This is a genomic window from Candidatus Sphingomonas phytovorans (assembly GCA_029202385.1).
Classification (GTDB): domain Bacteria; phylum Pseudomonadota; class Alphaproteobacteria; order Sphingomonadales; family Sphingomonadaceae; genus Sphingomonas; species Sphingomonas phytovorans.
Genome location: CP119314.1, coordinates 1,203,021 through 1,223,109, shown reverse-complemented (window position 1 = coordinate 1,223,109; position 20,089 = coordinate 1,203,021). Strand labels below are relative to the sequence as shown.

Annotated in this window: 20 protein-coding genes; 10 read left to right on the top strand and 10 right to left on the bottom strand. The window is 63.1% G+C overall.

Annotation, left to right across the window (positions count from 1 at the left end; genetic code table 11):
- The first annotated feature begins 76 nt into the window (after window positions 1-76).
- From P0Y59_05565 to P0Y59_05535, 7 genes are all read left to right on the top strand, one after another.
- Window positions 77-649 carry a hypothetical protein gene (locus P0Y59_05565; GenBank protein ID WEK01157.1) on the top strand — a complete coding sequence of 191 codons (573 nt, stop codon included), beginning with the start codon at window positions 77-79 and terminating at the stop codon, window positions 647-649.
- Window positions 649-1,152, top strand: coding sequence for a hypothetical protein (locus tag P0Y59_05560; protein WEK01156.1), 504 nt, complete (start codon window positions 649-651; stop codon window positions 1,150-1,152). The genes P0Y59_05565 and P0Y59_05560 overlap by 1 nt, the downstream gene beginning before the upstream one ends.
- The gene (locus tag P0Y59_05555; protein WEK01155.1) at window positions 1,152-1,601 is read left to right on the top strand and encodes a nuclear transport factor 2 family protein; all 450 of its coding nucleotides are present in this window, start codon (window positions 1,152-1,154) and stop codon (window positions 1,599-1,601) included. The genes P0Y59_05560 and P0Y59_05555 overlap by 1 nt, the downstream gene beginning before the upstream one ends.
- Before the next feature lie 10 nt (window positions 1,602-1,611).
- On the top strand, window positions 1,612-2,052 hold the full coding sequence (locus P0Y59_05550) for a heme-binding protein (GenBank protein ID WEK01154.1): 441 nt from the start codon (window positions 1,612-1,614) through the stop codon (window positions 2,050-2,052).
- A 21-nt stretch (window positions 2,053-2,073) separates the two neighbouring features.
- Complete coding sequence (locus tag P0Y59_05545; protein ID WEK01153.1) at window positions 2,074-2,934, top strand: fumarylacetoacetate hydrolase family protein; 861 nt, start codon at window positions 2,074-2,076, stop codon at window positions 2,932-2,934.
- On the top strand, window positions 2,931-3,593 hold the full coding sequence (locus P0Y59_05540) for a cytochrome b/b6 domain-containing protein (protein ID WEK01152.1): 663 nt from the start codon (window positions 2,931-2,933) through the stop codon (window positions 3,591-3,593). The genes P0Y59_05545 and P0Y59_05540 overlap by 4 nt, the downstream gene beginning before the upstream one ends.
- A 206-nt stretch (window positions 3,594-3,799) precedes the next feature.
- Entirely contained in the window at window positions 3,800-5,815 is a 2,016-nt protein-coding gene (locus tag P0Y59_05535) for a TonB-dependent receptor (protein ID WEK01151.1), read from the top strand.
- Between the two features lie 19 nt (window positions 5,816-5,834).
- On the opposite strand, the gene P0Y59_05530 is transcribed toward P0Y59_05535, so the two are convergent.
- From P0Y59_05530 to P0Y59_05505, 6 genes are all read right to left on the bottom strand, one after another.
- Window positions 5,835-6,395, bottom strand: coding sequence for a cytochrome b (locus P0Y59_05530; GenBank protein WEK01150.1), 561 nt, complete (start codon window positions 6,393-6,395; stop codon window positions 5,835-5,837).
- Between the two features lie 2 nt (window positions 6,396-6,397).
- A complete protein-coding gene (locus P0Y59_05525) occupies window positions 6,398-7,627 on the bottom strand; it encodes an MFS transporter (protein WEK02502.1) in 1,230 nt (409 codons plus the stop codon).
- Between the two features lie 148 nt (window positions 7,628-7,775).
- Window positions 7,776-9,761 (bottom strand): PHB depolymerase family esterase, encoded by a 1,986-nt coding sequence (locus P0Y59_05520; GenBank protein WEK01149.1) that lies wholly within the window; start codon window positions 9,759-9,761, stop codon window positions 7,776-7,778.
- A 98-nt stretch (window positions 9,762-9,859) separates the two neighbouring features.
- Window positions 9,860-10,156, bottom strand: a complete 297-nt coding sequence (locus tag P0Y59_05515) for a hypothetical protein (GenBank protein WEK01148.1) — start codon at window positions 10,154-10,156, stop codon at window positions 9,860-9,862.
- 33 nt (window positions 10,157-10,189) lie between these two features.
- Window positions 10,190-10,945 (bottom strand): hypothetical protein, encoded by a 756-nt coding sequence (locus P0Y59_05510; GenBank protein ID WEK01147.1) that lies wholly within the window; start codon window positions 10,943-10,945, stop codon window positions 10,190-10,192.
- 58 nt (window positions 10,946-11,003) lie between these two features.
- Window positions 11,004-11,447: a DUF6152 family protein gene (locus tag P0Y59_05505; protein ID WEK01146.1), complete on the bottom strand. Its 444-nt coding sequence runs from the start codon at window positions 11,445-11,447 to the stop codon at window positions 11,004-11,006.
- A 136-nt stretch (window positions 11,448-11,583) separates the two neighbouring features.
- Between P0Y59_05505 and P0Y59_05500 the strand changes: the two genes are divergently transcribed.
- Both P0Y59_05500 and P0Y59_05495 read left to right on the top strand, forming a co-directional pair.
- Window positions 11,584-12,534, top strand: coding sequence for a response regulator transcription factor (locus P0Y59_05500; GenBank protein ID WEK01145.1), 951 nt, complete (start codon window positions 11,584-11,586; stop codon window positions 12,532-12,534).
- Window positions 12,535-12,557: 23 nt separating this feature from the next.
- Window positions 12,558-13,904 carry an ATP-binding protein gene (locus P0Y59_05495; protein WEK01144.1) on the top strand — a complete coding sequence of 449 codons (1,347 nt, stop codon included), beginning with the start codon at window positions 12,558-12,560 and terminating at the stop codon, window positions 13,902-13,904.
- On the opposite strand, the gene P0Y59_05490 is transcribed toward P0Y59_05495, so the two are convergent.
- The 3 genes from P0Y59_05490 to hmgA all read right to left on the bottom strand — a co-directional run bounded on the left by P0Y59_05490 (window position 13,901) and on the right by hmgA (window position 16,968).
- Window positions 13,901-14,272, bottom strand: coding sequence for a Rieske (2Fe-2S) protein (locus tag P0Y59_05490; protein ID WEK01143.1), 372 nt, complete (start codon window positions 14,270-14,272; stop codon window positions 13,901-13,903). The genes P0Y59_05495 and P0Y59_05490 overlap by 4 nt on opposite strands.
- 108 nt (window positions 14,273-14,380) lie before the next feature.
- Window positions 14,381-15,679 carry a fumarylacetoacetase gene (gene fahA / locus P0Y59_05485; GenBank protein ID WEK01142.1) on the bottom strand — a complete coding sequence of 433 codons (1,299 nt, stop codon included), beginning with the start codon at window positions 15,677-15,679 and terminating at the stop codon, window positions 14,381-14,383.
- The gene (hmgA, locus tag P0Y59_05480; GenBank protein ID WEK02501.1) at window positions 15,676-16,968 is read right to left on the bottom strand and encodes a homogentisate 1,2-dioxygenase; all 1,293 of its coding nucleotides are present in this window, start codon (window positions 16,966-16,968) and stop codon (window positions 15,676-15,678) included. Before hmgA ends, fahA begins: the two co-directional genes overlap by 4 nt.
- Before the next feature lie 257 nt (window positions 16,969-17,225).
- On the opposite strand from hmgA, the gene P0Y59_05475 reads away from it, so the two are divergent.
- Window positions 17,226-17,690 (top strand): MarR family winged helix-turn-helix transcriptional regulator, encoded by a 465-nt coding sequence (locus P0Y59_05475; GenBank protein ID WEK01141.1) that lies wholly within the window; start codon window positions 17,226-17,228, stop codon window positions 17,688-17,690.
- A gap of 59 nt (window positions 17,691-17,749) precedes the next feature.
- Here the strand turns inward: P0Y59_05475 and P0Y59_05470 are convergent, their stop codons facing one another.
- The gene (locus P0Y59_05470) at window positions 17,750-20,056 is read right to left on the bottom strand and encodes a TonB-dependent siderophore receptor (protein ID WEK01140.1); all 2,307 of its coding nucleotides are present in this window, start codon (window positions 20,054-20,056) and stop codon (window positions 17,750-17,752) included.
- Window positions 20,057-20,089 lie beyond the last annotated feature (33 nt).

Genomic DNA, 20,089 nt, shown 5'->3' with positions numbered 1-20,089 from the left:
GTACTCCCTGGTCCGGCAGGCCCCGACCGCGGCTTCCGGCAATGCCGTTCAAGGCGTCGTTGATAGGGAGGAGCGCGTGGATTTCCTGATCTGGCTGAAGAGCACCCCACTCGCCGAATGGGTGCTCTATTCGCCCTGGGCGAATCCCATCCTCCTGTGCATGCATGCCAGCGGCATGGCGCTGGTTGTCGGTTGCGGTCTGATGACGAGCTTACGCATCCTCGGTTATGCGCGCTCGGTGCCGCTGAGCCTGTTTGAGCGCCTGATCGCCTTCGCCTGGGCGGGCGTTGCTCTGAACGCCGTTTCCGGCCTGCTGCTCTTCATGTCCGATGGTGATCGCTACATCGGCAACTGGACCTTCCAGTTGAAGATCGGCTTTATCTTCCTCGCCGGCATCGCAACCTGGTTCCTGTGGCGAATCCTTCTGGAGGAGGGAGGGACCAGATCCGGTGTTCAACTCGACCCGGAGAACATCGCGGACAGCGCGAATACCATAGCCGGCGGCCCCGTCGGGAGGGACATTGCCGCACAAGCCGAGGCCTTCAGCCCGCGCGCGCGTACCGCCGCCGCTATCACCGCCCTTTTCTGGATCTGCGCGATCATCGCCGGCCGGATGATCGCCTACACGCTTGCACCGGGATTTGAATGATGAGCGAGCATGATATTCTTGCCTGGATCAAAGGCACCTGGCTTGGCGTCGCGACCCGCGATGTCCCCTGGCTCTTTCCAACGTTCGAGACGCTGCACTTCATTGGGCTGTGCATCCTGCTCGGGGGGATGCTGATCGTCGATCTGCGCCTGCTCGGCCGATTCCGCGACGTTGCGCCAAGCAGCATCCTGAAATTCAGCCACATCGCGGCGGGAGGACTGGCGATAAACCTGGTGAGCGGCATCGGCTTCTTCACGGCGGACCCGTTCAACTATTGGTCGAACCCGGCCTTCCAGATCAAAATACTCCTTCTCCTGCTGGCGTTTGCCAACATTGCCTGGTTCGAGCTTGTCGCCCGCAAGCGCATTCTCGCGCTTCCCGTCGGCGACGATACGCCACTCGGCACGAAACTCAGCGGCGCGGTGTCGCTCGCTCTATGGTTCACGATCCTGATCATCGGCCGCCTGTTGCCCGATTGGGAAGGCGTGGGAGGGTTCATCTGATGGCGAGCAACGTCCCGGCGGACAACTCCCAGTCGGATCCCGTCCAGCTTCTGTTCCGTTTCAGCGCGGCGGTCGATCAACGCCGGGCGCAAGACGCCGCCGCCTGCTTCACTCGCGACGGCCTCTTCCGCCCGGGCGAAAAGGCGATCACCGGTGTAGAGGATATCGGGCGGTTCTACGGCGAACGGCTTGCCGATCCCCGCCGTATGACCCGGCATGTCTGGGCCAACGTCTCGGTATCGGAGATTGACGCGGATACGGTGCACGTCACCGCCCTGCTGACGAACTACGCCTTTGAGCCATTGGTCTCGGAAACCGCGCTGCAGATGCGCATCGGAAATGTCGAATGCCGCCTGGTTCGCGACGCTCAGGGCGACTGGCGGTTTGTCGAGCAGAGTTATCAGCGCGCCTTCTCGACCACTCTGCCGCTCGCCGCTCTCCCGCAATAAGGATCATCTCATGGCCGAACTCACCCTCGCAAAAGCCACCATCATCGTCGATGAAGCGCTGGCGCACGCAGCCACCCTTGACCTCAACCCGCTCACGGTCGCCATCCTTGATGCTGGAGGCCATTTGGTCGCCTTGAAGCGCCAGGACACGGCCGGAATCCTCCGGCCCGATATCGCTATCGGCAAGGCCTGGGGTACGCTGGGCATGGGCCTTGGCGGACGCACGCTTGCGCAACGCAGCGAGATGGCACCGGCTTTCTACACGGCACTGGTCGGTGCATCCGGCGGGCGTGTCATTCCGGTACCCGGCGGCGTTCTGATCCGCGGCGTGAACGGCGATGTGATCGGCGCGGTCGGGATCAGCGGGGATATGCCGGACAAGGATGAGGCCTGCGCTGTGTTCGGTATCGGCCAGGCCGGCCTGACGCCTGATGTCGGCGGTGTTCACTGATCGGCTTACGGGAGCGTTCCAATGAAGTTGGCGCAATTTCACGATGGCACGACCTGGCGCCTCGGCGCGGTCGATGGTGACGAAATCCTCGATCTTGCGACCGGCGGCGAGGCGCTGCCCTCTTCAGTCACCGAGTTGATCGCGGCGGGAGCGGATGCGCTCGATGCAGCCAGGCGAGCAGCGCTTGCCGCGCGCCGAGCTCCACTATCGGACGTGCGGCTGGGGCCGCCGGTCAGCCCGCGCAAGTTTCTTGGCCTCGGACTCTGCTACGCCTCGCACGCCCGCGAAATGGAGCGTCGGGGGATGGCTATCCCCGAGCACCAGATGTGGTTCAACAAACAGGTCACCGCCCTGAATGGGCCCTATGACCCGATCCATCTTCCGCGAATCTCGTCGGAGCTTGATTATGAGGGCGAGGTCGCAATGGTCATTGCGCGACGGGCGCGCCATGTAAAGGCGACCGACGCTCTGTCCGTGGTGGCCGGGTTCATGATCTGCAACGACGTGTCGGTCCGCGACTGGCAACGCAGGTCGCCAACCGGGACACTGGGCAAGTCGTTCGATACCCACGGCCCTGTTGGACCATGGCTCACGACCATCGATGAAATACCCGATCCCGGCAATCTCTCGGTCCGCACATGGGTCGATGGCGAGTTGCGGCAGGACGGCAATACGAACGAGATGATCTGGACCTTCGGCCAGATGATCGAGGAGCTATCGAGCGTCTTTACGCTTGAGCCCGGGGACATCTTGTCCACGGGCACGCCGGCTGGCGTCGGCCAGGGCTTCGACCCGCCGCGCTTTCTGACGGAAGGGCAGCGGGTCCGGGTCGAGATCGAAGGACTTGGTCACCTCGAGAATCTGGTGGTGGCAGAGCCGTGACGGCTCGCGGCCGCACCCGATCGGCCTCGTCGTGGCGGGACGGGCGCCACAGCTTCGGCTGGGTCTCGATCCTCTTGCACTGGGCCGGGGCCGCGATGATCCTGACCCTGTTGTTCGTCGGAAATTCGATCCACGCCCCGAAGGGTGTCGATGGCGATGCGACGCTAAGGCTGCACACCAGTATCGCCCTGTCCGCCTATGCCCTTTTATGGGTCCGGATCATGTGGCGCGTCGTCAAGCGCCACCCGGATCGCCTGCCCCGGCAGAATCGCTGGTTCTATGCGGTCGGCAAGCCTTTCCACTGGATGTTGCTGGCCGCCATCGCCGCAATGCTTGTGACGGGGCCGCTCATGGCATGGGCTGGCGGGCTTCCTCTTCGGCTGTTCTCGCTTGAAATACCTGGCCCCTTCGCACCCTCGCCCTGGCTGTTCGAGGCGATGCATGCCGGGCATGTCACCGCTGCTTCGATCCTCGGTTGGGGAACGCTTCTTCACGCGCTAGCTGCGATCAAGCACATCGCCGTCGACCGTGACGGCTCGTTCGACAGGATGATGACTCCACATCGCGACAGAGGCCATTCGGAAACCCCGGAGACTTCGGCCACAGCATCGCCGTTTCCCGAAGAAAGGTGTGAGATGACGCATGCTTCCGCAGGATAGGCGACTCTTCTTGGCCTGAGCATCGGCCTGCGAGGCCCGTGCGCGCCGATTGCCACACGGCAGGTCAGAGGGAGAACCCACCCCCGGATTTCTGAAGAGCAGGACGCATCGGTCGGGCACGCCCGGCGGTGGACGAGTCCGTGTGCGCCGGCTTGGCCACCGAAGGCGGAACTGTGCCCAAACGACCAGAAAAAGAGGAGAGAATGATGAAAAGGAACAGGCTTGGCTGGCTGATGGGGGTGTCGCTGCTCGCGATCGCGCAGCCATCGGGCGCGCAGGAAGCGGTCCATGTCGAGCCGAGCGGCGAAAGCGACATCGTCGTGTTTGGCCGCGGGGAGAGCAAGATCGGTGTCGCGACGGCGGCAAGCGAAGGGACGGTCGCGGGAGCTGACCTGCTCGTTCGACCGCTGCTGCGCGTGGCGGAGCTGCTCGAAGCGGTTCCCGGGATGGTGGCGGCGCAGCATTCCGGTAGCGGGAAGGCCAATCAGTATTTCCTGCGCGGCTTCAACCTCGACCATGGATCCGACTTCACCACCTATATCGACGACGTCCAGATGAACTTCCGCACCCATGGCCATGGCCAGGGCTATCTGGATCTCAACGGCCTGATCCCGGAGATCGTTGAAAGGGAAGATTATCGCAAAGGGCCCTATCGGGCTGACGGCGGCGACTTCGCCCTCGCGGGCGCCGCCTATATGCGGACGATCGAACGCTATGACAGGCCCTGGGCCTCGGCCGAGATCGGGTCCTATGGCTGGGGGCGGCTAGCGGCCGGAGGGACCGTCAAGGATCTCGGCGGTGGCGACCTGACCCTGGTCGGGCAGGCCAAGATCTATAATGGCCCATGGGAAGAGCCGGAGCATCTCCGGCACTATTCGGGCTTTCTCAAATATGCGCACCCGGTCGGCGACGATCGGCTTGATCTGACGATCCATGCCTATAACGCCACCTGGAACCCGACCGAACAGATACCCGAGCGGATCGTCGGGACCCCTGCCTGCGCTGACCTGTTCTGCTCCCCTGATCCCACGGCCCGAGGCAAGACAACGCGCTTTGTCGCGAATGCCGCGCTCACCGGGGCCGGCTATCGTGCCAATGTCTATGCCCAATATTACGACTGGAACATGTATTCCAATCCGACCTACGCCAATGCCGACGGCTCGAGCGCGCAGATCTATCAGTTCGACAAGCGCTGGATCTTCGGCCTGAAAGGCGAAAAGACATGGGAGGTCGCTCCCACCCTCACGCTCGTCGCCGGGACCGAGAACCGTTACGATGATATCGGCAATGTCGGCGTGTACCATACCGATGCGCGCGCGTTCGTGAGTAGCTTCGGCACCTATCGCGTACGGGAGGCTTCGGCTTCCATCTATGCCGAGGCGACGTGGAAACCCCTGACCGGCTTGCGCGTGACCGGCGGCCTGCGCGGCGACTATTATCACTATGATGTCGTGGCGAAGGATCCAGAGGCCGCGGCACTCGGCCAGGGCCGTGGCGACGCGAGTCTCGTTTCACCCAAGGCGGCAATTGCCTACCAGCTGTCCCCTTATGTCGAATTCTATGCCAATTGGGGCCGGGGTTTCCATTCGAACGACGTCCGCGGCGCGGTCACCGTCACGCCGGTGCCGGTCCTGGTGCGCGGTACCGGCAAGGAACTGGGCGCAAGGCTGCAACTGGGAAAATTCACGGCGACCGCCACCTATTGGTGGCTTGATGTCGGAAGCGAGCTGCGCTTCGTCGGCGATTCAAACGCGGTCGAGCCCACCGGCGCGAGCCGGCGCCATGGCTATGAGATTGTGGGTTTCTGGCGGCCCCTGCCTTGGCTGGCGTTCGACGCCAACTACACGGCGAGCCATGCACGTTATGACAATGGCGACTATATCCCCAACGCTTTCGAGAATGCCGCGCAAATGGGTGCCTCGATCGTCCAGGATCGGTGGGAGGCGAGTGTCCGTTTCCGGCATCTCGGCCCCTATCCGCTGGTCGAGGACAATTCGCAGCGCGACAAGGGCAGCAATGTCGTCAACCTGCGCAGTGGCTACAAGCCGGGTCGCTTCGAGATCTATGCCGAGTTGCTCAACGTGTTCGACAGCCGCGACAAGGATATCGCCTATTATTACGAATCCTATATTCCCGGCATCGATGCCGCCCCCGTCGAGGGCCGCCTGAGCCGGGTGGTCGAGCCGCGGACGGTGCGGGTCGGCGTGCGCGTGAACCTGTAGAGGGGCGCAGCGCGGCGGCTCAGGTGCCGCCGCGCGCCATGCGCAGGAGCGTTCCGTCGCGAAAGATGAAATGATGCACCAGCGACATCGCAACATGACCGAAGATCAACGCCAGCAGGAGCCAGCCGAGCGGCCCGTGCAGGCTGTTCGTGACAGCCTTTAGCAAGCTCAGCTCGGCACCAGTCGCTGCGATCACCTCGACTCCGAACCATGTGAAACCGCGGCCCGTCGCATAAGCGCGGGCAAGCGCAAGGAGGGGGACGAGGATCATCAGGGCATAGATCGTCAAGTGGCCGAGATTTGCGGCGAGGGCGAGCACTCCGGCCCGGTGAGCCGGGCGCCGCCGCAGATTGGCGATACCCCAACCGCCACGCAGGAACACCAGGAGCAGAAGCAGGAATCCCGTCGCGCGATGACTCCACCAGATCGTGTCGACGACCCCGGAATCGTCATCGAGGAGATGCAGGATGGCCGTCGCGAACTGCCAGGCGAACAGGGCCGCCATCGACCAGTGAAGCAGCCGGGTGACAAATCCATAGCCCGACGGAGAATCCCGCCACTGCAGAGAGGCGTCGGCCATACTCAAGCCTCCGATATCAACGATTTCCGCAAGACGAACGCGCCCATCGCGAACACGCCGATCGCGGCCAGCAAGGATACGCCACCGGCAATGACGAAGAGGTTAGATGCGGACACTCCGCGTGCGATCAGTACCGCGCCGAGGATGGGACCAAGAATGGCACCGATGCGCCCTGTACCCATCAGCCAGCCCACACCGGTAGCTCGGATCGCCGTTTCATAGAACATCGCGCCGAGCGCCACGACGCACATTTGCGCGCCGATGCTGAGTGCCCCGGCGACGAAGCACATGAAAAGCATCAGTGGTGCCGAATGGGCGCTCACGCCGATGAGCGCGATCGCAACCGCACCCAGGGCATAGGCCAGGGCGATGGGCCGGGCGGGGCCGATGCGGTCAGCGAGACGTCCAATGATCAGGCAGCCCAGGATCGCTCCGAGGTTGAGTGCTGCGACACCGAGTACCGCACCCTGCATCCCCACCCCCGCCTGCCGTGCGAGGAGTGGAAGCCAGTTCACCAGGAAATAGGCGAGCATGAGGCTCAACAGGAAGGTTACCGTGAGGATCCAGGTGCCCAGCGCCTTGTTCGCGTCGAACAGCGCCAGGATCGAATTGCGGGGCGCGGATGAGTCATCGCGCCTCGCGGCTTCGATCGGGGCGTCGACGTTCATACGCCGACGAATCCTCTCGATCGCGCCCTGCTCGCCTTTCAGAACGAGAAAGCGGATCGATTCCGGCATCAGGATCGCGATCACCGGCAGCAGGAGGAGCGGGACGATCCCGCCGATATAGAAGAGAATCTGCCAGCCATGGCTTGGAATGAAGTGCGCCGCCGCCACGCCGCCAACGACGGCGCCAAACGGAAATCCACAGAACATGAGGGAGACGATCGTCGCGCGGCGATGGGGCGGCGAATATTCCGATGTCACCGCGATCACGCCAGGAAGCGCGCCGCCGAGACCGAGACCGGTCACGAACCGGACGATGACCAGGTCGGTCAGCGAGGTGGCGAAGGGGGTGAGCAGCGTGACCGCGCCGAAAAGTAGGATCGCGATAAGGAGGCTCGGCTTGCGACCGAATCGGTCGGCGGCAATACCGAAACCCAGCGCGCCGAACAGCGCGCCGAACAATCCGGCCGCGAACACCCCTCCGAACATCGACGGTGCCACGTCCCATGTCGTCGCGATCTCCGGAGCGGCAAGCGCAATGGCCTGAGTGTCGAAACCATCGATCATCGCCACGCTTGCGCACAGCAGGAACGTCGCGATCTGGAACCCGCTCAGCCGGGCAGCACCGGAGCCCGCAAGCGGGGCTCCGGCTTCGAATGAACTCATCATCTGGCCCTGGCCTCTTCTTGTGTTCTGATTTCCGCTGAACAGCGCCTCAACGGCCGCTATAGGTCAGCGTCCCATCGGCATTGCGACGCCACTGCTTGAAATAATCCCATTCGAGCTGGGCTATGCGCGGATCCTGACCATGCGACATGTCACTTACCCAGACGAAGCTGAACAGGTTGAGCGGCCTGGGATCGGCGCTCATATAAGCGCTGGTCTGGAAACGGCCGTCCTTGTAGCGCTTGTCCACGCCCTGCTTGACCAGTCTCGCCCCGGGTACGAGCACTTCATAGGTCAGCGCATTGGGGCTGTTGTAGCTGACGACCTGATCCTGCACCTTGATGTTGTTATAGGCCTTCATCTCGTCGATCGCGCCGCGCAGCACACCTTGCGCCGGGATTTTGGCATCGACCGAGCCGGCATTGTCAACGTCGCCATAGACGATCATCATCGGGATACGGACGTCGCCCTGCGCCTTGAGTTCGGCGACGCGCGCCTTGACCGGCGGGGCCATCGGGCCAATGCCGTTATTGGGCGAAACCGCGGCGAACAGCGCCGGACGGGTAATCCCCATCATGTAGCTGATGCCGCTGCCAAGCGAGAAACCCTGCATATAGACGCGGGTGCGGTCGATGCCGTAGCTGGCTGCCAGTTCACCGATCACGCCTTCAATGAATTTCGCGTCGGTTCCGGCGGGATTGGTGAAATCCCAGCGGTTCTGCTGCCCATTGACATAGACCGTGATGAAGCCTTCCTTCTCGCCAACCTCATGCATCCGGATCTGGCTCGCATAGAGCCATGCCGGGAAGAAGGCCCCGTGCGCCGCGATCACCAGCGGGAGCGACTGGCCCTTCTGGTAGCTGGAAGGCGCTTTGACATAATAGTCGTATGATTTTCCGTCGACAGCGAGCGTCCGTGCATCGAAGCTGGAGCGGGCCTCGGCCTCGGTCAGCATCGTGCCCAGATCGCCGTTCGGGGACGAGGTCCAGCGCGCCGTATGCGCGAAGAAGTCCTTCCAGATCGCCGAGGACATCGCCTCGTCATATTTGGCCACTTCGCCGAGCTGCGTGGTCCGGATCTGCTGTGCGGGATTGGCCGCATTCCGGAACGCGCTGACCTGGAACCTGTCGATGGCGACGGTCCGTGCCACAGGCACAACGACGCTGCTGCGCTTCCAATAGTCGGCGACCTTTGCTTCGGCCGGTGTGGGCGTGCCGGTGGTGAACAGCCAGGCCGCGATCGGTACGTCCTTTTTCAACTGCTTCCAGACCGGTGCCGCGTTCTTGCCCGGGCGCATGTTCTGGAAATAGCCCTGGGCGGCTTCACCGCCCTTCGCATAGGCCGCGTCGAACGGAGCGCCGTCCAGCGTCGCGATCGCGGCGAAGACGCCGGGATTGTTGATCACGAATTCCTGCGCGACGGTAGCACCGGCGCCGACGCCGGTGACGAAATGGAACGGAACCCAGGTCTGGGCTCGTGCCGGGCGACCGCCCGGCGCCCCTCCGGCACGTGCGCCTTCGCCCTCGGCAGCCGGCTGGCCGCCCCGGCCGCCTTCCGGCTGTGCTCCCGCCCGCGGCGCGCCCGCTGGTGGGCCACCTTCAGCGCCCGCCGCCGCACCGTCACCGCGTGGCGCACCGGCGCGACCGACCGGAGCGCCTACCGTCAAATGCCCGATCGCATGGTCGTAGACCGCCTTTACATAGGCATCCTCGCCCCCGCTGTTCTGCGCCCAGCCTTCGCCTTCGGGCTGGAGGAATACGACCACGAAATTCTGCTCGTCGGCGAGCTTGCGCCAGCCCGACTGCCGGTCGAACGCATCCGCGTTCTGGCCGTTATCGGGCAGCACATAGACCACGAAGTTGAAGCCATCGCGGCGGTAATTGGCCGGGACATGGTAAAGATAGGAACGATCGCGCCCATTCACGCTGACCATGTTCCTCAGCAGCGGCGTTGCTTCCGCCGCGATCGCGGGGCTTGGTATACTGAGGCAGGCGGGAGCCGCCAGCGCCAGCCCGACGGCCGCAGTCATGCTCATGGGCGCGAGACGGATCTTGCGCGGTCGATTTACACTGAAGCTCATGAAAATGGACACCGGCTTCTCCTTGATACGATCGGTGATGTCCGACGGGCCGGTTAGGGCCGGTCGCAGGACGGATTCTGGCTGTCGGAATCGGCGGTGCAGAAATATTTGTTGGAGCGCGTGGTCGCGGTCCATTTGACGCCGGCCTTGGTCTTCTGGACCTCCGACACCGTCACGCTTTCCCAAGCCAGATTGCCGATGGCGAGGCTCGTCGCGCGCTGCAGCAATTCGGTCTGATCAGGGGTATGCGGCTTGAAGAAGATACGGCGATCGCTGGTGACGGGCGCTGCCGTCTGCTGAACCAGGAGCAGCGCGGAGAGCGCCGCCGTGCCGAAGGAAAGGAACGCCATTCGAGTGACTCCTCGGAAATCTTGTGGGTGCGGCTATTCGGCCGGCGCTGCCCGGCCGCCCTGGGCTGGCCGATCGCGGTCATTTTCCTCGCGATCATATTCGACGGGTTCCCAGTCGGGGCGGCGGTGCCAGACCTTCTCGGTCGTCCAGGGTTTGCTGAACGCCTTGGGGTCCTCGACGGTGATTTCGGTTACAAGCGTCTTGTAATCGCGCAGATACCAGCGCTCGGTAATGTGCAGCGCATCGCTGTGCGGCCCGTTGCCCGGCAAACGCGTGTCCTCGCGGATGCAGCAAGTGTCGACGTGGAGCTCGCCATTGACCCATTTGCCCACCGAATGGCCGTTCGAACTGGGGAGCGTATCCGGGGTATGGACTCGGCCGTCGGTGAAGATCCGCCGGTAATTCTCCTTGTTCTCCGACATGATGGTCATCTGCATACGGCTGACCTGTATCTCCATCGGGAAGAGCATGCTCAGGAACCCCGGCATCGAATTGAACGCCGAACCACGCCGTCCAGGAGGCCCGTCCTTGGCGAGCGCCTTGTATTCGTCGTTGTACGGCGCCTCCTGAGACTGGCCGACCGGGATCCGGTTGTCCCAGACATTGTCCTGATCGCGTTCCCAAAGGCCGTCCCAATCGGGCAGGTTGGCGAGATCTGGAATCTCGGGCGCGCCGCTTGGATAGGTGGCGGTCTGGGCCAGGGTGGGCGCGGCAACGAGCGCACTCGCCGCTATGGAAAGACCCAGAAGAGTGCGGCTCAGCGCGCACACTTGAATGCGTTGTTTCAAAAATACCTCCCCTCACTGCCGCAGGCGGTCAAGTCGCCCGCGCGCGTCAATGTCCCCGTCAGTTCGGCGTGATGCCGGAACTGATCGTCTTGCCATTGGCGAAGGTCGCGGTGAGGAAGGCGCCACCCTTCTTTCCATTCAAGAGGGGATACATGACGACCGTGATGGTATCGCCGGCCTTGAACGTCGCCCGGCCCCAGCCCCGGCGGATGAGCGTGTTCACGCTCGCGCCCTCAATGCTGTACTCGACCTCACGACCGTTCTCGACAACATTGAGTTGCAGCCAACTGTGCGGGTTGGTGAACTGCCACTGCTTGACGGTGCCCTTGATCGCCACCTTGCGGTTCTTGTCGAAGCCCGCGAACGAGTGATGCGCAAGCGCCGGCTCGGTGAGCGTCGTCGCAACGGTCGCCGCGACGGCCACCATCGTCACGCTTCCGATGGCCGCCCGCCACCCACGAATCGCCACGGCCCTGCTCAGGTTCTTTTCCCTGCTCTCCACTGATCTCTCCATCGTTGCGCGACGACTTTTCAGAGGTCGGTCGCGGCAATTAAAGTTGACCTCACCTACAATCGCCAACAGGCCATCGAAAGTTGTTTATTAATTGATCTTCATTTGTCCAATATCATATCAAATATTGAATCTGATAAACTTTGATATATTTCGACACAGTTTGATTATTAAATCAGAATTATTGTCGGGATTCGCGCATTTTCGCGCTTCCGGTTTTGTTAATCGCCAATTCGTGCTAACAACCGCCGACAACAATGCATCCGGGGTCACTGGCCCTTGGGGGAGAGGTATGACAACGCACGGCCTTAGAAAGGCTGACGCCCCGGAAGGCGGCGCCGCACCTGTGCATCAACAGACCCTGCTGGTGGTTGATGATGACACCGAGATTTCGGCGCTCGTCGCCGAGCAGCTTCGTCAGGCGGGCTATGCCGTGGTGACCGCATGCGATGGCCCGACGATGCGTGCCGCGCTCGCCGCTCATGAAGTGGATCTCATCATCCTCGATCTGAACCTGCCCGGCGAAGATGGCCTGTCGCTGTGCCGCGAGACCCGCACCAGGCGGAACACGCCCATCATCATGCTCACGGCCCGGGGCGAGTCGATCGATCGGGTCATCGGCCTCGAAGTCGGTGCGGATGATTATATCGCAAAACCCTTCGATCCACGCGAACTTACCGCGCGGGTCCGAAGCGTCATCCGGCGGGCCTACAATCCCATGAAGGCGCCCGAGCCACCGCCGGCGAAGCGCGCGAGGTTCCGTGACTGGACGCTCGATTTTGAAAGCCGGCGCCTGTTCAAGGCGGACGGCCGGGTCGTCATGCTATCGGGCAGTGAGTACAGCCTGCTCAAGTTCCTGCTCGAGAATGCGAACGAGGTCCTCACACGCGAGCACATCCTGACGCTCGCCACGGATCACGACGGCGATGAACAGGGTGCTCATTCGGCGCAGCGCATCGCTGACCTGCAGATCAGCCGCCTGCGCCAGAAACTCAATGACAATGCCCGCGCGTCCGACCTCATCATGACGGTCCGGGGCCAGGGTTATGTACTGGCGTCAGCCGTTACCTTCGAATGAGGCTGCCCCATTTCTTCACGACGATGGCAGGACGCCTCTTCGTCTTCCTGCTGATCGGGGTGGTTGGATCAGCGGCGCTCGCGCTCGCGCTTGCCGACCGGCAACGGCAATCCGATCTGTACCGCATCCGGTTCGAGCGCCTCGTGGATCGTATGAGTGACTTCCTGTCGGTTGCCGACAAGGCATCGGAGCCGCTGCGGGTCGAACTCCTCGCGAACGGCGTTACCGGCATTCGGCGGGCGACGGGAGAAGAGCACATTGAGCGGCGCGACAATAGTCTGACCAAGGGCCTTGCGGTTCGGTGGAAAGGGCCGGTGCGCGCCGAGCGGGCGACCCCCGGTTCCTGTTTCGCAGGATCGCCGATCGGGCCGGCCGGGGACCGCTTCGATTGCTGGGTCGTAACCGCACGCTTGTCGGACGGCGGACTGATCAAGCTCCAGCTACGCGGGCACGTCCAGGCTGACCGGATCGCGCTCAATCCCGTCGTGGTGCTTGTCCTCGCTGTCCTGATGGCGACGCTCGCGTTCATCGCGGCGCGGATGGCGGCGGCCCCCCTTGGCGATCTCGCGCGTGCTGCGACAGCGCTCGGCGGAGACCTCGACCGACTGCCATTGCCGGAACGTGGCCCGCGTGAAGTGCGCGACGCCGCGCGTGCCTTCAACACGATGCAGACCCGGCTGAGAAGCTATGTCGTCGAGCGAACCCAGTTGCTCGCCTCGATCACCCATGACCTCCAGACCCCGATGACCAGGCTGAGACTGCGGCTGGAAAAAGTGAGCGATTCGGCGCTGCGTAGTCGCCTGATCGATGATCTGGGGACGATGCAGGCGCTCATCCGCGAGGGTCTCGACTATGCGCGCAGCAACCAGACCACCGAGCCATTTGCCAATCTTGCGATCGATCAGTTGCTGGATCTGGCGGTCGAGGATGCTTCCGAAGGCGGCCCCTTGGTACGCTTCATCGCTAGGAGCGACTGCGACGTCGAGGCACGCCCGCGCGCGCTGCAGCGCTGTCTCGCCAACCTGATCGACAATGCGATCAAATATGGCGGATCGGCTGAGGTCTCGGCTACTCGTGCCGCGGCTTCGGTCCTCATTCTCATTCGGGACCGCGGCCCCGGCATTCCCGAAGAAAAACTCGACCATGTGTTCGAGCCATTTGTCCGGCTAGAGGCCCTGCCCTCTGTGCCGAGCGACGGCATCGGGCTCGGCCTGGCAATCGCCAGGACCCTGGCCGAGAAGAACGGCGCGACGCTGATCCTGCGCAACCATCCCGAGGGTGGACTTGAAGCCGTGCTGACCCTTTATCGCGGCATCGTGCCGCATCCCCTAGGGCAAGACGCGCCGTTTATCATGCACGAGACGAGCTAGGCTGCTCCGCCCGTCACGATGGCTCCCTCCCTCACCTGTACCGGCCACGCGGTCAGCCGTGCGCCGTTGCACGGCCCGCCAATGCATCTGCCGGTCTCGACCTCGAAGAGTGCGCAGTGCCAGCTGCAGACCACGAGATCACCGGCGGGAGTCAAATAGTCATCAAGCACCTGGGCGAGCGGCACCCCCATATGCGGGCAGCGATCGACATAGCCGAACACACTTTCACCGCGGCGCACCACGAACCCGTGGAACCGCCCCCCTTCTAGCTGAACGACAAAGCTCCGCGCCGCGCCTGTCTGAATCAGGTCGAGTGAACCCAGGGTGATGCCGGCTGGTGTCGCATAGACCCGTAAGTCGGCGTTCACGGCTCAGCCGCGTCTGGTTGGCGATCCAGACGCGCTAAAGCGACCGGCTCACGCGCGATGCGGACACGATGGGACGTTGTCGAGTTCCAATAACAGTGAAGGGTCATATCAGGTCACGCTCGGCAGGATCACGGCGCGGCAATTGCCGAAACCGATCGGTACATAGCCGTCCGCCCGAGCATGGGCGGAAAACAGGATCTCGTCGCCGTCTTCGGCAAAGCGCCGAACTTCGCCACCCGGAAGCGCGATTGGTTCAACACCGCCCCTGGTGATTTCAAGCAGGCTCCCGAACCCCTCTTTGTCCGGCGCGGAGATCGTGCCGGTGCCGAGCAGGTCGCCAGGGTTGAGACTGCACCCGTTGGAGGCGTGGTGGGTGACGATCTGGGCGACCGTCCAATACATATTCGAGGCCGGTCCCCAACTCAGCCGATGCGGCGCGAGCCCCTCGGCACGCATCTTTTCAGTAAGTAGGAACACCTCGAGCTCCAGCGCAAGCGCCCCAGCTTCCTGATCGGCCTGATCCCACAGATAGGGCAATGGAAGTGGGTCGCCATCCGGGCGGGGTGGCTGGGCGATCCGGAACGGCGCCAACGCTTCGGCGGTGACGACCCAGGGAGAGATCGTCGTCTGGAAATTCTTGGCAAGGAACGGACCCAGCGGCTGATATTCCCAGGCCTGAAAATCGCGCGCCGACCAGTCGTTCAGGAGGCAGAAGCCAGCAATATGCTCGGCGGACAAACCGATCGGAATCGTGGTCCCGAGTGCGTTACCCCCGCCGATCCACACACCCAGCTCGAGCTCATAGTCGATCCGCTGCGATGGTCCGAAGCATGGCATTGCGGCATCGGGCGTCTTGTATTGTCCGCTTGGTCTGACGACCGGCACACCGGACGGGCGGATCGACGAGGCCCGGCCATGATAGCCGATCGGTACATGCTTGTAGTTGGGAAGTAGCGGATTGTCGGGCCGGAACAGGGTACCGACATTGGTCGCATGATGGATGCCGACATAGAAGTCCGTATAGTCTCCGATCGCTGCGGGCAGATGGAGTTCGCAATCCCGCGCGGGATAGAGTGCTGGCGCTACCGCATCGCGATACCGCTCATCGGACAGCAGCACCGACACCTGCCGGCGAAGGCCGACCCGCTTGGCGGCAGGCAGACCGAGTAGGAGGTTGAGCGTCGTCTCGCTCAAAGCGGGTATGATGGAGGGCGACAACATGGTCGAAATCGCGCGCAGGTCGAGGATGCTCTCCCCGATCGCGATCCCCGGACGCCGTTCGTCACCGCCCGGCGAGAAAATCCCGAACGGGAGGTTCTGGACGGGAAATTCGGTATGGCCATCGGCATCCGCGACCCAGCTGGTCCGGTCGGGGCGATGAGTCTCGTCGATTGCGGGGGCGGTCATGCCTGATCGACTCCGGCTGGAACCTGCGCCTTGCGGAATCCAGTCCAGCAATCGTCATAGTCGAGCTGCGCCGTCGGCGCTTCAGCGGCAAAGCGGGTGGAGCGCAGCACCAGCCGGCTTTCGAACATGAATGCCATGGTGTTGTCGATCCTGTGCGGCACAAGCTCGGTCGAGACCGCGCCCTCATAGCTTGCCTGGTCTGGCCCATGCCCGGCCATCTGATTATGCAGCGAAGCGCCGCCAGGCGCGAAGCCGCCGGCCTTTGCGTCATAGGCACCAGCCACAAGCCCCATGAACTCGCTCATGACATTGCGGTGGAACCAGGGTGGACGGAACGTTCCTTCGGCGACCATCCAGCGCGGCGGAAAGATCACGAAGTCGCAATTCGCTGTACCGGGCGTGTCGGTGGGGCTGGTCAGCACGGTGAAGATCGACGGGTCTGGATGGTCGTAACTCACGGTGTTGATCGCGTTGAAGCGACGCAGATCATACCGGCTGGGAGCGAGGTTGCCGTGCCAGGCGACCACATCGAACGGCGAATGATCGAGGGTGGTCCTCCAGAGACCGCCCTGGAACTTCTGGACGATCTCGACCGGCTCATCACTATCCTCAAACCAGGCGACAGGCGTTTCGAAGTCGCGGGGGTTGGCCAGGCCGTTCGACCCGATCGGACCGAGATCGGGCAACCTGAAAAGCGCACCGTAATTTTCGCAGATATAGCCTCGTGCCGGACCATCGGGCAGTTCGACCCTGAACCGCAGGCCGCGCGGGATGAGCGCGATCTGTTGCGGCGCGACTGTCAGGATGCCCAGTTCAGTCACCAGGCGCAGCATGCCTTGCTGGGGCACGATCAGCATCTCGCCATCGGCATCGTAAAAGGCCCGCCCGATCATCGGAAGGTTGCACGCGTAAAGGTGGATACCCAGCCCGGCACCGGCCGCGACGTCGCCATTGCCGCAATAGGTAGTGAGTCCGTCGACGAAGTCGGTGGGCTCGGTTGGCAACGGCAGCGGATCCCAGCGCATCCGGTTGGGCGAAGGGGGCATCTCGTCGAACGGCCCCGAACGAAGTCGGTTCGGCCGATCATAAGGCAGATAGGCCGGGTGATTGGCGGTTGGGCGCAGGCGATAGAGCCAGCTCCTGCGGTTCTCGGCCCGCGGCGCCGTGAAGGCAGTAGCCGACAACTGCTCCGCATAGAGCCCGAACGGCACATGCTGCGGCGAATTGCGTCCGACGGGCAGCGCGCCCGTGATGGCCTCCGTCGCGAAATGGTTGCCAAAGCCGGGCATCATCCCGGCTTCGGAGCCGGCAAACGCCGCAACGCCTGCAACGGGCTCATAGGCGGTCATGTCTCTTCCTCCTGCCCGCTCGGTCAAACGTCGACCATGGGCCACGCTGCGGCGGATCTGGTCAACGTGAACTTGCAGAAGGCGAAGCCGCCCAGGCCGAACGGATTAGCTTGCTCGTTCACCCGAATCTCCAATATAGTATCATTTGATACCACATAAGTGAGTTGCGGAACTGGTGTCAAATGATACTATCCGCCATGGCCAAGCCCTTGCTTCTGCTCGACAGCTTCCTGCCCTATCGCCTCTCCTTCACCTCGAATCTCGTCAGCGACGTCATTGCCAGCACCTATGAGACGCTCTTCGCGTTGCGGATTCCGGATTGGCGGGTGATCGCGGTCGCGGCCGAGAATCCGGATGGGATCACGCAACAGGAGATCGGGCTCAGGACTCGAATGGACAAAGTGACGGTCAGTCGGGCGGCAATCGCGCTGATCGATCGCGGCCTCGTCGCGAGAAGGCCGATCAGTGGCGATCGTCGCTCGCACCTGCTGTATCTCACCCCCGCCGGCCGGGAACTCTATCGAACCGTGGCGCCCAAGGCGCTGGACCTTGAGCGACAAATATTCAGCGAATTCCCGAAGGAGGATCTCGTTCGGTTCGAGGCGATGCTACGGCGTATCGATCAGATCGTCGCGGACCTCGAGATCAACAATGCGAATTGATGCGGGAAAGTTCGGCAGGCGGACAATCATCGTGCGATTGTCCGCCTGCCATGGCCTCCTCACCAGGCGTAGCGTACTGACGCCATCACGGTGCGCGCGGCGCCGAAATAGCAGCTATTGCTGAACGGACAGGCGCTGACATGGCGCTTGTCCAGCAGGTTCGCGGCATTCACCGCCAGGCTGACACCCCGGAGCGACGGCAAGGCGCGGCCGAGATCATAGCCGATCAGCGCATCGACCAGCACGAAGCTGCGTGTGGTGAAACGTTGGAACGTGGTGACTCCGTTGATCACTGCGTAGTTGGTCGTACCGTCCGATCCATCGACATAGCGCGCACCAGCGCCCAGCGTGAGACCGGCCAGCGGCCCGGTGATGTTCCCGGATTTGCCGAAATCATAGGACAGGAAAGTCGATCCAAGCCATTTGGGCGTGCCGAGCTGGCGCGTGCCGGTGGTGGTCGGCGTCCCGCTGTTGGTCGCTGTCGGCGCGATGGCGGGCGTTCCCTGGGTGATGATCGCGTCGGTATAGGTCAGCGCCGCGACCACGTCGAAGCCGGGCACGACTTCACCCCGACCTTCCAGCTCGACGCCGCGCACGCGCACCTCGCCGATCTGGATCTGGGCGTTGGTCGGAATGCCACCCGTGCCCGCGCGCGGATCACCCACGGGCACATTCTGGCGTTTCAGGTCATAGGCCGAAAGGGTGAAGATCGCATGGGTACCCGCCGGCTGATATTTGATCCCGGCTTCATATTGCCGGCCGGTCACCGGGTCGAACGGCACCCCCAGATAGGTCGTGCCCGCCTGGGGTTCGAACGATTCGGAATAGCTGAAGTACGGCGAGACGCCGAACGGCAGTTCGTAGAGTGCCCCGAGACGCATCGTGAACGCGGTCTGCGACAGGGCCGTGACCGCGTTGTTGCGCTTGTTGAGCGTCGTCTGGTCGTACCAGTCGTACCGCCCGCTTGCGATAAGCTGCAACCGGCCGATCGCGATCTGGTCCTGGATATACACGCCGACCTGGTCTCGCTTGCCATAGGTGTTGACATAAGCGGACGAAAGCTGGGTCAGGTCGAAGCTGGGCAACACGCCGCCATAGACGGGCGCGAAGAGGTTGAGGTTCGGGATGCTGGTCAGGGGATTGGCCGAAACGCCGGTGTTGAACTGCTGGACATTCTCGCCGGCGATATGCTGGTAATCGATGCCGACCAGTACATTGTGCTTGATCGACCCGGTCGCGAATTTCGCGTTCAGGCTGTTATCGAGCGTCAGCGTGTCGAAATCCTCATCCGCGCCGCCGCCGCCGCGGATGATCGTACCATAATCGGTGTTGCGCGCGGTTCCGGTGCCCGTCGTCGCGAACCCGGCGATGTAGAGCTGGCGATAGCTCAGCCGGTTGTTCTGGAAGCGCGCGTTCGACCGGAAGGAAAGATGCTCGTTGAAGTCGTGCCGGAACAATGCCGCGATCGATTTGGCGCGATGATCGTAGCGCTCATATCCGGGATCGCCGGTGTTGATGTCGCGCGGCAGTTCGCCCTTGGGATTGGGCAGGACCGATCCATAGGCTGCCACGCCTGAATATCCCCCGCCGCTGGGCGAGCGTTGATAAGTGGCGATGATCGTCAGGCTGGTTGCCGGGTCGGGGGCGAAGGTCAGCATCGGGCTGACATGCCAGCGCTCGGCGAAGGTACCCGACGTCAGCCCGTCGCCCTTCTGCCAGCCGCCGACGATCCGCGCGAGGATACGGCCATCGGCATCGAGCGGCTGGTTCACGTCGCCCGTCGCGCGCCACGTGTTGTAGTTCCCGGCCTGCAGCTCGAACCGGCCGGACGCCGTCGCTTCGGGCGTCTTGCTTGTCAGGTTGACGAGGCCGCCCGGGGTCGAGTTCCCGTACAGGACGGAGGCCGGTCCCTTGACCACGTCGATATGGTCGATTCGATTGAAATCGATCTGCGGGGTCGAATAGGGGCCGGCGATCAGGCGCATCCCGTCCAGATAGACGCCCGGCGCGAAGCCGCGCAGGATGAGCTGGTCGTACCGCGTCACCATGCCGCCGCGCTGGTTGGGAGACACGCCCGCCACATAGCTCAGCGCCTGGTTGATCGATAGAGCGTTGCGCCGGACCAGTTCCTCGTTATCGATGACGGTGATGCTCTGGGGCGTTGCCATCAATGGCGTGTCGGTCTTCGTCCCCGCCCCCGCCTGCTTCTCCCGCACGCCGGTCACGACAATGGTTTCGGCGGAGGCCTCATCCTTCGTCTCGTCCTCGCTTGCCTGGGCTTGCAGCGGTGTCAGCAGGGCCGTCGCCAGGAGCAGCGAACGGAGAAGCCGGGGCGCGCGGCGGGCATGGTGCGACTTTACGATCAAGGGATGACACTCTCTCTTATTGCTAACGATTCG